Annotated in this window: 8 protein-coding genes; 4 read left to right on the top strand and 4 right to left on the bottom strand. The window is 63.9% G+C overall.

Annotated elements, in window-relative coordinates; translation table 11 throughout:
- The 4 genes from ABNS06_RS08750 to gspC all read right to left on the bottom strand — a co-directional run.
- A partial coding sequence (locus tag ABNS06_RS08750; protein ID WP_348673955.1) for a type II secretion system F family protein occupies window positions 1-531 on the bottom strand: 531 nt, incomplete at its 3' end.
- A gap of 15 nt (window positions 532-546) precedes the next feature.
- Window positions 547-2,046: a type II secretion system ATPase GspE gene (gene gspE / locus ABNS06_RS08755; protein WP_348673956.1), complete on the bottom strand. Its 1,500-nt coding sequence runs from the start codon at window positions 2,044-2,046 to the stop codon at window positions 547-549.
- Window positions 2,034-4,190 (bottom strand): type II secretion system secretin GspD, encoded by a 2,157-nt coding sequence (gspD, locus tag ABNS06_RS08760; protein ID WP_348673958.1) that lies wholly within the window; start codon window positions 4,188-4,190, stop codon window positions 2,034-2,036. Before gspD ends, gspE begins: the two co-directional genes overlap by 13 nt.
- Before the next feature lies 1 nt (window position 4,191).
- A complete protein-coding gene (gene gspC / locus ABNS06_RS08765; protein ID WP_348673960.1) occupies window positions 4,192-5,073 on the bottom strand; it encodes a type II secretion system protein GspC in 882 nt (293 codons plus the stop codon).
- A 119-nt stretch (window positions 5,074-5,192) separates the two neighbouring features.
- Here gspC and ABNS06_RS08770 point away from each other — a divergent pair, with 119 nt between their 5' ends.
- The 4 genes from ABNS06_RS08770 to ABNS06_RS08785 all read left to right on the top strand — a co-directional run bounded on the left by ABNS06_RS08770 (window position 5,193) and on the right by ABNS06_RS08785 (window position 11,285).
- A complete protein-coding gene (locus ABNS06_RS08770) occupies window positions 5,193-7,418 on the top strand; it encodes a CHASE2 domain-containing protein (protein ID WP_348673962.1) in 2,226 nt (741 codons plus the stop codon).
- Between the two features lie 120 nt (window positions 7,419-7,538).
- The gene (gene clpS, locus ABNS06_RS08775) at window positions 7,539-7,856 is read left to right on the top strand and encodes an ATP-dependent Clp protease adapter ClpS (RefSeq protein ID WP_348673964.1); all 318 of its coding nucleotides are present in this window, start codon (window positions 7,539-7,541) and stop codon (window positions 7,854-7,856) included.
- Between the two features lie 260 nt (window positions 7,857-8,116).
- Window positions 8,117-10,408 carry an ATP-dependent Clp protease ATP-binding subunit ClpA gene (gene clpA / locus ABNS06_RS08780; RefSeq protein ID WP_348673965.1) on the top strand — a complete coding sequence of 764 codons (2,292 nt, stop codon included), beginning with the start codon at window positions 8,117-8,119 and terminating at the stop codon, window positions 10,406-10,408.
- A 505-nt stretch (window positions 10,409-10,913) separates the two neighbouring features.
- The gene (locus ABNS06_RS08785) at window positions 10,914-11,285 is read left to right on the top strand and encodes a hypothetical protein (protein WP_348673967.1); all 372 of its coding nucleotides are present in this window, start codon (window positions 10,914-10,916) and stop codon (window positions 11,283-11,285) included.
- The last annotated feature ends 131 nt before the right edge of the window (window positions 11,286-11,416 follow it).

An 11,416-nucleotide genomic window follows, 5' to 3' on the forward strand; every position in this document is an offset into this window, starting at 1 on the left:
GACCAGCGACAGGATCGCCGGGTAGAAGCTGGCCAGCACGATCTTCTGCTGCATCTGCTGACGTGATTCCACGTAGTCAGCCAGGCGCTCGAGGATCAGGTCGAGATGACCGGAATGCTCGCCGGCTTCCACGGTCGCCAGATAAAGGGTCGAGAACGCACCGGGAAAGCTGCTGAGCGCATGGGCCAGCGTGTGTCCCTCCAGCACGCTGGCGCGCACGCCCAGGGTGGTGCGCTTCACCTTGCGGGATTCGGTTTGCTCGGCAACGGCACTGAGCGCCTCTTCCAGCGGCAGGCCGGAGCGCAGCAGCGTGGCGAGCTGGCGGGTGAACAGGGACAGTTCGCCGGAGGAGAAGCCGCTTGCACGGCGAAAGCCCTGACCGGCGGACTGCTCGGCGACCTGCTTCACGTCAGTCGGGATCAGGCCCTGTTCGCGCAGCTGCTGGCGAACCTGCCGGGCGGTATCGGCCTCGATCAATCCTTTCTTCTGCCGGCCGCGCCGATCCAGGGCCTTGTATTCGAATGCTGCCATCGCGCAGGTGAGCGGCTAGCCCTCGCGGGTGACGCGCAGGACTTCCTGAACCGTCGTCCGGCCTTCCAGCACCTTGCGCAGACCGGCCTGGCGGATGCTCGGGGAGGACCGCCGGGCGTGGACTTCCAGCGCCTGCTCCGACGAGCCGTCGTGGATCATCGTGCGCATGGCCTCGTCCACGGCCACCAGTTCCTGGATGCCGGAGCGCCCCAGATAGCCGGTATGGCGACATTCGGTGCAGCCGACCGCGTTGTAGATGGTCGGCCGGTTCTTCGGATCGATGCCGAACAGCTCGCATTCGGCATCGTCGGCCTCGTAGGGGGTGCGGCAGTGCGGGCACAGCGTGCGTACCAGTCGCTGGGCCATCAGGCCGATCAGGCTGGACGCAAGCAGAAACGGCTCCACGCCCATGTCTCGCAGGCGGGCGACCGCGCCGACGGCGCTGTTGGTGTGCAGGGTGGAGAGCACGAGGTGACCGGTGAGCGAGGCCTGGACCGCGATTTCGGCGGTCTCCAGGTCGCGGATTTCACCGACCATCACGACGTCGGGGTCCTGACGCAGGATGGCGCGCAGGCCGCGCGCGAAGCTCATGTCCACCTTGGTGTTGACCTGCGTCTGGCCGATGCCGTCGATGTAGTACTCGATCGGATCCTCGACGGTCATGATGTTGCGGCTGCGGTCGTTGATCTCCGCCAGACCCGCATAAAGCGTCGTCGTCTTGCCGGAACCGGTCGGGCCGGTGACAAGAATGATGCCGTGCGGTTTCTTGATCAGCGACTGGAACAGTGCGCGCTGATCCTCGGCCATGCCCAGCTGTTCCAGATCCAGGCGGCCGGCCTGCTTGTCCAGCAGACGCATGACCACGCGCTCGCCATGGCCGGACGGTATGGTCGACACACGCACGTCGACCGGTCGGCCGGCGACCCGCAGCGAAATGCGTCCGTCCTGCGGCAGGCGCTTCTCGGCGATGTCCAGCCGCGCCATGACCTTGATGCGCGAGGAGAGCAGGGGGGCGATGGCCCGCGGCGGCTGCAGGACTTCGCGCAGCACGCCGTCGACCCGTAGACGCACGGTCAGGCGGCTTTCGTAGGGCTCGATGTGGATGTCCGAGGCGCCTTCCTTGATGGCTTCGGCCAGCAGGGCGTTGATCAGGCGGATGATCGGGGCGTCGTCATCCGACTCCAGCAGATCCTGCGGCTCGGACAGCGCCTCGGCGGCGCTGGACAGGTCCAGCGAATCGTCGTCGAAGCCTTCGACCATCTGCATGGATGAGCCGGACTTGTTCTCGTAGGCCTGTTGCAGCAGGCGATCGAACTCGCCGGCGCTGACCATGCGCAGCTGAATCGGCTGGTCCAGGAAGCGGCGCATTTCCGCGGTCGCCTGCAGGGACACATCCTGACGCGCGATCAACTCCACGCCGTCGTCGAGCTGCGCGCCGACGATCAGTCCATGGCGCTTGGCGAAGGAGAAGGACGGTCGACGGAGAATCGCTTCCTGCTCGTCTACTTCGGCCAATGTGCCCTCCGCGCCGTGTTGCCGGGCTTGGTCTTGTCGAAACTGCGAGAGGACTGTTCGTCATCGTCCTCCTCGGGTGGCGTGACGATGGGCTGCTTGTCCATCTGTTCTTCATCGACCGCGGGCTCGCCGGTCGGCGTGCGCGGATAGGACTGCGGCACGGCCGGGTTGAGCTGCGCCGGGCCGGATTCCCGGCCGCCGCGGGGCTGTGATTCCACGGCTTCCAGTTCTTCGAGCACCGGGCGTCTGGTCTTGCCGAGGATGTCCAGACCACTGGTTTGGGAACCCAGCTGAATCGTGCGGATCGTGTCGTACTTCTGACGGGTGTAGTAGCTCGCCGTCGCCCGATCGCGCAGCACCACCGGGCGGATGAAGATCATCAGGTTCTGCTTGCTCTTGCTCACCGAGCGGTACTTGAACAGGTTGCCGATCAGCGGAATGCTGCCGAGGATTGGCGTGCGCCGTTCGGTTTCCTGCACCTGGTCATCGATCAGACCGCCGAGGACCAGAATGTCGCCGGAGTCGACCATCACCGTCGTGGTCAGGCTGCGCTTGTTGGTCACCAGGTTGGCCGCGCCGGCGGATCCGGCCGCTACCTGGGACACCTCCTGGCTGATCTTCAGCTGGATGGTGTCGCCTTCGTTGATCTGCGGGGTGATCCCCAGCGTGATGCCGACATCCTTGCGGTCGATGGTCTGGAACGGGTTCACCAGACCGGTCGAGCTGGTCGTGCCGGTGTTGGAATACTGTCCCGACAGGAACGGCACTTCCTGGCCGACGGAGATTTCCGCTTCCTCGTTGTCCATCGTGACCAGGGAGGGCGTGGACAGGATGTTGGTGTTGCCGTCGCCGACCAGTGCCTTGAGCAGGAAGACGAAGCTGGTGTCGTTCTCGTCGATGCGGCCGCCGGCCAGATTGATGCCCTGTTCGATCAGAGCGGCAGCGGCCGTGCCGGTGATGCTGCCGGTGGCGGCGCCGGCAATGTTGCCCAGCGCGCTGATGGTGTTGGGGCTGAGGATGTTCGCGACCGCGACGTTGTCCTCGTTGTAGACCGCGCTGTCGATACCCAGCTCCCGGGACCGTGACTCGCTGACCTCGGCGATGATCGCCTCGACCAGCACCTGAGCGCGGCGGATGTCGAGCTGCGCGACGACATCCTTGACCGCGCGCATGATTTTCGGCGGCGCGGTGACGACCAGCGCATTGGTGTCCGGTTCGGGAATCACCTTGACGACCGAAGCCGAGCTGCGGGCCTGGGCGTTCTGTCCGCCGCCTTCACTGGCCGCGACCTGTTCGACGTAGCCTTGCAGCACCGGTCCGAGGTTCTCGGCCGAGGCGTAGCGCAGATAGATCACCTGGGTGCTGCCGCTGTCCTCAAGTGGCAGATCCAGCTCGGCGATGATGCTGCGAAACTGGGTTCGCGTGGCCTTGTCGCCACCGATCAGCACCGAGTTCGTGCGCTCGTCCGCCAGAATGGTGACCGGCGTGGACGCCGGATCGGTCTTGCGGTCCTGCTGCGTCAGCGTGGTCAGCGTCTGCGCAATGTCCGCGGCGCTGGCGTGGGTCAGCCGGATCAGCTCGAACTCGCGATCGCTGGACGTGTCGATCTGGCGAATGATCGCCTTGAGCCGCTCAACGTTGGCCACGCGGTCCGAGATGATCAGCATGTTCGACGGGGCGTAGGCCGCGAGATGCCCGTACTGCGGAACCAGGGGCCGCAGGATCGGCACCAGCTGAGCCGCGGGCACGTTGTCGATCGTGAACACCCGGGTGACCACGTCATCGGGCGCCAGCACCTGCGGGCCGCGGGTCGGCGCGCCGTCCTGCTTGGCGTTGACCTCCGGAATGATCTTGATGGCCTCGCCGGCGGGAATCGCGGCGAATCCGTGGACCTGGAGGACCGCCAGGAAGGTCTCGTAAACGCCTTCCGCGCTCATTGGCGTGGAGGACAGGACCGTGACCTTGCCCTTGACCCGAGGGTCGATGATGAAGTTCTTGCCGGTGATCTCGCTGACCGTGGAGATCAGCGTGTTGATGTCCGCGTCCTTGAGATTCAGCGTCGCCTGTGACGAGGACTGCGCGACGGCCAACGACAGCTGGGTCAGGAGCAGGAATGCGGCCAGTGACCGAAGCAGAGTAGTCATATCAATTCAGGTTTACGCTGAGTTGTTGCGGCTGTCCGCCGCGCAGAATCGTGACGTTCAACGAGGTCGCGGAACTGAGATCACCCAGCATCTGCAACGCCCGGGTCGGGTTGTCCAGGCTGACGCCATTGAGTTCGGTCACGAGATCCCCCGGCCGCAGTCCGGCCTCCGAGAACAAAGTCCGGTTGCGTCCCGGATAGATTCTATAGCCGCGCAACTGTCCCGCATTGTAAGCAGGTTGCACGCGCAGATAGGTCGAGGCGCGCGAAGGATCCTGCAGCAGCTCTTCCCGGATGTTCAGCAGCGACTGCGTGGGGGCGACCTCGCGGACGTCGCCATCCCTGCCGGCAAGCGTGGTGCTGGCGCTCTGGGTGTTGCCGGCCCTGGGCTCGTCCTTGTTCAGACGCAGCGTTTCCAGCTTGCCGCCGCGGTCGAGAATGACGCGATCGGCGTAGATTTCATACAACTCGGCGCCGCCGGTGACCGTGTCACCCACGGCGTAGGGCTTCTCCTCGTCACTGCCGCGGGCGATCAGGGCGCGGGACTCGCCATCCAGCTCCGATGCGAAGATGCCCTTCAGCGTCAGGGGCAGGCGGGTGTCCGGTGCGTCGACCACCTGTTGCTGCGGTGCCTCGACGGGTTTTGGCGCGGCCTTGCCGAACAGATTGGCGTTAACGATGGCCTGGATGTCCACCGCGTTATCCGATTGCTGGCTGGGCAACGCTTGCGACTGCACCGGCGGCGGTTGCCAGGCCGGCTGGGGCACGAGCAGCCAGATCGTTTTTGCCAGCAACAGACCGCAGGCAGCAGCCAGCACCAGGGCCACCCAACCCGGTAGCGGGCGCGCACGACGTTGCAGCGACTTGATCAGCGCCGCGTCCATGAAATCTCTAGGGTTCGCAATGGGCCGACTATCATACCCGCCGTCGTCCCATGGCGACACGTGCGTTGCCTCGGAGCAGGGCGGAAGGTACGGTTCTCGGCCCCGGGGAGAGGCCGTCGATGCACCAGATCATCCGTTATGTCATCAGCCTGGCGCTGTTCGCGCTGGTGATCGTGCATCTGAACGAACTGGTTCGGATCGATTTTCTGGAACAGGTCGAGAATTCGTCCTACGACGCGAGGGTTCGCGCCACGATGCCCGGCACCGTGGATTCGTCGATTGTCATCGTGGACATCGACGAGCGCAGCATGACGGCCGAGGGCTACTGGCCGTGGGAGCGTGACAAGTTCGCGCGGATGGTGAACAACCTGTTCGAGCATTACGCGGTCCGGGCCGTGGGCTTCGATATCCTGTTCGCAGAGCCGCAACGCTCCGCATATCAGGAAATGCTCGAGCGACTGGCCCCCCGTCCGGACGTCCGCGCTCTGCTGGAAGACACCGGTTCCGCGTTGGGGTTCACGACCAGCGGCGAGGCCAAGCTGGCCGCCGCGATCCGGGGACGCCCGGTCGTGCTCGGGATGGTGCTGCAATCCACCGATGCCAGCCAGATCGGCGAACTGCCCGAACCGCTGATTCCGAGCGACCTGGCCGCCAGCATTCCCGCCAACTTCATCATCGCCGAGGGCTATTCCGCCAACCTGTCGGAACTGCAGGGTACCGGCACCCGCGCCGGATTCTTTGATAACCCGCTGGCTCGTGAGGAGATCGACGGCGTCTTCCGTCGGGTTCCGCTGATGCAGTCCCATGGCGGTGCGATCTACGGTTCGCTGGCCTTCGAGCTGGCGCGCATCGCGATGGATTCGCCGGACTTCGAATTCGTCTTCGACGGCGAGTTCCTGGGCGCCGACGAGGCACCCAGCGCACTGGCGCTGGAGGCGGTCGCGCTGGGCGATCACGAGATTCCGGTGGACGGCGAGATGGCGGTGATGGTGCCGTATCGCGGTCGCCAGGGCAGTTTCGAGTACGTCTCGGCCACCGACGTGATCCACCAGGCCGCGGACGCCGCGGTACTGCGCGACGCGATCGTGCTGGTCGGCACGTCGGCGCCGGGGCTGCTGGATCTGCGGAACACGCCGGTCGGCAGCGCCTTCGCCGGTGTCGAGGTCCACGCCAACATCATCTCGGGCATTCTCGAGGATCGGATCAAGTACCACCCGGCCTACGCCACCGGACTGACCGCGGTCATGCTGCTCGTGATCTCGCTGGCCATGGCCTGGGTCTTCCCGCGTGTCTCCGCGGCGACAGCGGCCTTGCTCGGGCTGGGTTTTCTCGCCGCCATTACCGCGGTCTCACTGCTGTTGTGGACGCGATTCAACATGGTCGTTCCGCTGGGGCTGCCGCTGGCGTTCACTGTCGCCCTGTTCCTGCTGCACCTGCTCTACGGCTACTTCGTCGAGTCGCGGGGCAAGCGCGAGGTGACGCGGTTGTTCGGCCAGTACGTGCCGCCGGAGCTGGTGGACGAGATGGCGGAGAACCCGGAGGACATCTCCATGGAGGGCGAGACGCGGGAACTCACCGTGCTGTTCTCCGATGTTCGCGGGTTCACGACGATCTCCGAGGGGCTGGATTCACGCGAGCTGTCGCAGCTCATGAACGAGTTCCTGACGCCGCTTACCCGGGTGATTCACGAGCATCGCGGCACCATCGACAAGTACATGGGCGACGCCATCATGGCGTTCTGGGGCGCGCCGCTGGAGGATCCCGATCACGCCCGGCACGCGTTGCAGGCGGCGATGGACATGTTGCAGGCGGTGCGCGCGCTGGATGAAACCTTCGAGGCGCGCGGCTGGCCGAGGCTCAACATCGGCGTCGGTCTGAATACCGGCCCGATGAGCGTGGGCAACATGGGATCGGAGTTCCGCGTGGCCTATACCGTCATGGGTGACGCGGTGAATCTGGGGTCGCGCCTGGAAGGGCAGACGAAGAACTACGGCGTCGAGATCATCGTGTCGGAGAGCACTCGTGCCGCGGTGCCGGAGTTCGCGTATCGAGAACTCGACAGGATTCGCGTCAAGGGCAAGCAGGAACCGGTCACCATCTACGAGCCGCTGGGGGACAAGGACTCATTGCCGGCGGAGGTGAGCAAGGACCTGGCCCGCTACCGGCAGGCGCTGCGGCTGTTCCGTTCTCAGGCCTGGGATCAGGCCGAGGCGGAGTTCTTCGGCTTGCAGCAGTCGGGACGGCCGCTGCCCGTCTACGCGCTGTACCAGGAACGCATCGCGCACTACCGCGCCAACCCGCCCGGCGAGGGCTGGGATGGCGTGTACACCCATACCAGCAAGTAGTGGTGTTCTGACGAACGCAGCCCTGCGTTCGTGGTCAGATTCGATACAATCCCTGGTCCTCGGATACGGTCGATTTGGCCGCTGTCCCCTGGTTCGACCGCATGCTTCGCAGAGGTCAGCATGAGTGATTTCGAGCGAGATGATGGTGTCGGTCTCGCGGAGAAAACCAGCAAACCCAAGCTGCAACCGCCACCGCGGTACAAGGTCGTTCTGCTCAACGACGACTTCACGCCAATGGAATTCGTCATCGATGTGCTGCAGCGGATTTTCCGTCTCGACCGGGAGACGGCGGTGCGGATCATGCTCAAGGTGCACACCACCGGCGCCGCCGTCGCGGGCACCTATACGGCGGAGATTGCCGAGACCAAGATGAACCAGGTCATCGAGTACGCCAGACGGCATCAACACCCCTTGCTGTGCAGGTTGGAACAGGCGTAAGTTTGAGCCGAGGGCAACACTGACTGAATCGCAACGATCGCGTTTGGTCCAGAAGGCCCGCAGACGGCGTTGTCCGGTTTGACCGCAGAATGGCTGCGGTGCCGCGCCGGACGCCTGGTCCGCGAACCTTCTGAAACGCAAATGCGCTGCGCCGGATTCATTCAATGTTGCCCTTACAGGGGGGGCGATGGATTGCCCCGGTTGATCCGATCGACCGGACGCTGTCGGCCCACCACCCCCACTCGAGACGGATGGACAATATGCTGAGCCAAGAACTGCAGAAGGCACTCGACGCGGCGTTTCTAGCCGCCCGCAACGAGGGCCACGAGATGCTCACCATCGAGCACCTCCTGCTGGCCTTGCTCGACGACGCCAACGTGACCGAGGTGCTGCGCGCCAGTGGCGTCGGTCTGGATGCGCTGGAGCGCGACCTGCGCAGCTTCATCCGCGAGAACGTTCCCGTGGTCGAGGAGGATGCCGACGGCAACGAGGTTCAACCCACGCTGTCCTTCCAGCGCGTGTTGCAGCGCGCGGTCTACCATGTCCAGTCCGCGGGCAAGAAGGAGGTCACCTCACTCAACGTGCTGGTGGCGATCTTCTCCGAACGCGACTCCCACGCGGTGTATCTGCTCAACGAGCAGGGCGTGACCAGGCTGGACGTCGTGAACTACATCAGTCACGGCATCTCCAAGACTTCGAGCGAAGACGGTACTTCCGGAGCGACGGACGGCGAGGCCAAGCAGGATGACGCCGGGCAGGCCGCGCAAAATCCGCTGGAGCAGTACGCCACGGACCTGAACGCCTTGGCCGCCGAAGGCAAGATCGACCCGCTCATCGGCCGCCGCGACGAGATCGAGCGCGTCGTCCAGACCCTTTGCCGGCGTCGCAAGAACAATCCGCTGCTGGTCGGCGAGGCCGGTGTCGGCAAGACCGCCATCGCCGAGGGTCTGGCCTGGCTGATCACCGAGGGCGAGGTGCCCGAGGTGCTGCTGGGCAGCACCATCTACGCGCTGGACATGGGCTCGCTGATCGCGGGCACCAAGTACCGAGGCGATTTCGAAAAACGCCTGAAGGGCGTGCTCGCCGAGTTGCGCAAGCGTCCCGGTTCGGTCCTGTTCATCGACGAGATCCACACCGTGATCGGCGCCGGCGCGGCATCCGGTGGCGTGATGGACGCATCCAATCTGATCAAGCCGGTGCTGTCCAACGGCGAGCTCAAGTGCATCGGCTCGACAACCTATGACGAGTACCGCGGCATTTTCGAGAAGGACCGCGCGCTGGCGCGTCGCTTCCAGAAGATCGACGTGCCCGAACCGTCGGTGCCCGAGACGGTGCGGATTCTCGAGGGGCTGAAATCCCGTTTCGAGGACCATCACCAGGTGCGCTACACGCACACCGCGCTGGAAATCGCCGCGGAACTGGCTGCGCGCCACATCAATGATCGGCGGCTGCCCGACAAGGCCATCGACGTGATCGACGAGGCCGGCGCGCAGATGCGCCTGCTGCCTGCGGGCAAGCGCCGCAAGACGGTGCAGGTCAAGGACATCGAGACCATCGTCGCCAAGATCGCCCGCATCCCGCCCAAGAGCGTGTCCGCGAATGATCGCGAAGTGCTCAAGACGCTGGACCGCGACCTCAAGCTGGTGATCTTCGGTCAGGACGGCGCCATCGACATGCTGGCCTCGGCCATCAAGATGGCGCGGTCGGGACTGCGCAGCGGCGAGAAGCCGATCGGCTCTTTCCTGTTCGCCGGGCCCACCGGGGTCGGCAAGACCGAGGTCACGCGCCAGCTCGCCCAGCAGCTGGGTATCGAACTGATCCGCTTCGACATGTCCGAGTACATGGAGCGGCATACGGTGTCGCGACTGATCGGCGCGCCGCCCGGTTATGTCGGATACGACCAGGGCGGGTTGCTGACCGAAGGGGTGATCAAGCACCCGCACGCCATCGTCCTGCTCGATGAGATCGAGAAGGCGCATCCGGACGTGTTCAACATCCTGCTTCAGGTTCTCGAGGATGGGCGATTGACTGACGGGCAGGGCCGCACAGTCGATTTTAGGAATACGGTTGTTGTGATGACCTCCAATTTGGGTTCCGAGCACATTCGCGAAGCGCTCTCGGAAGGCTCGAATGAGGCTGACTCTGGAGCGATAAAGGCGACTTTGCAGGCCAAGGTGATGGCAGACGTGGCCATGCACTTTCGGCCGGAATTCCTCAACCGGATCGACGAGTCAGTGATTTTTCACGCGCTGGAACAAAAGCATATTCGCGAGATTGCGGGTCTGCAGCTGGAGTCATTGAAGTCGAGGCTCGCGGAGCGGTCTCTGACCTTGTCGGTTGATGCGGAGGTGATGTCACATCTCGCTGATCAAGGCTTTGACCCGGTCTACGGCGCCAGGCCGCTGAAGCGAACGATCCAGCGATTGATCGAGAATCCGCTAGCGGAGGCTTTGCTGTCTGGGAAGTTCACCGCGGGTGATGTCATACAGGCGGCGCGAGCCGGGGAGGTTATTCGCTTCACCAAGGCCTCCAGCGTCTCGCAGGTAGCGTAGCACCGAGACGCACGAGCCCTGTCAACAGAAGGGCATCGGCAGCGGTCGGTGATCTCCCTCTATCGGCCGCCAGCGCGCACTATTTACCCATTCCTAAGCTAAAATGATAGGAGTGCGTAGTCATGCGCTCACCGCGCTCAAGGGCCTTCACATTACTCGAGATGGTTGTGGTCTTGGCCATCATCGGTGTGATGGCGTCTCTCGCACTGCCGTCCTGGCGGTCAGCCCAGCTCCGCGGGATTTCAAATGACGCTCGCACTGTCTTGGAGCGGCTCGACCTGCAGCAAAAGCGACATTGGCAGCGTTACGCTCGCTACGCCTCGGCAGCAGAGCTACCCGCCTTGGTCGCCCTATCGGACACGGTGGCTATGCACTATGAGCTGAGCGTTGAATTGACGCCTGGTGGCTATCGTCTAAGCCTGCTGAGCCACAATGCCGATCTGTCTTCTGTGGGACTTACCCACTGGGGGCTGTGGACTCAGTCTCCTGCGGAAGGGTCACAGTAATGTTGCTGGATTACGCGATGGCAACAGCGCTGGGTTGCGCGGGAATGGCTGGGCTATTCCACCTCGCCGGTGAGGTACTGACGCTACAGAATCAGGTTTTTCAATATGGAGCCGCGGAATTGGTGCTGAGGGAGGTGAAGACGCTGGCCCACCTCACTCATGGTACCGAACACTTCTCGGGAATATGCAGTGAATCCAGTCTGAACGAGCTCTCATTCTATTGTGAAGTATTAGACGGTTGGTTGACGCATCTGCCGAATCATCGGTTTGAGACGCTCGGCGACGGCAGTATTGAGCTGTCATGGCAGTTACCTGATGGCGCGCGCGGGTCGTTAATCACAGGACTCGGGGAGGCCATGCGTCATCCATGACACATCACACTACCGCAAGCATCGGATATCGCCTATGCAGCCGAGCGCGCCGCAGGCAGAAGTCACCACCATGGGGCGAGCTCGCTACGTCAGTGAGTGGTTTTTCGATCGTGGCGTGTTTGATCGCCAAC

Origin of the sequence: uncultured Abyssibacter sp., from assembly GCF_964000955.1 — a bacterium.
In the GTDB taxonomy this organism is placed as follows: Bacteria; Pseudomonadota; Gammaproteobacteria; order Nevskiales; family OUC007; genus Abyssibacter.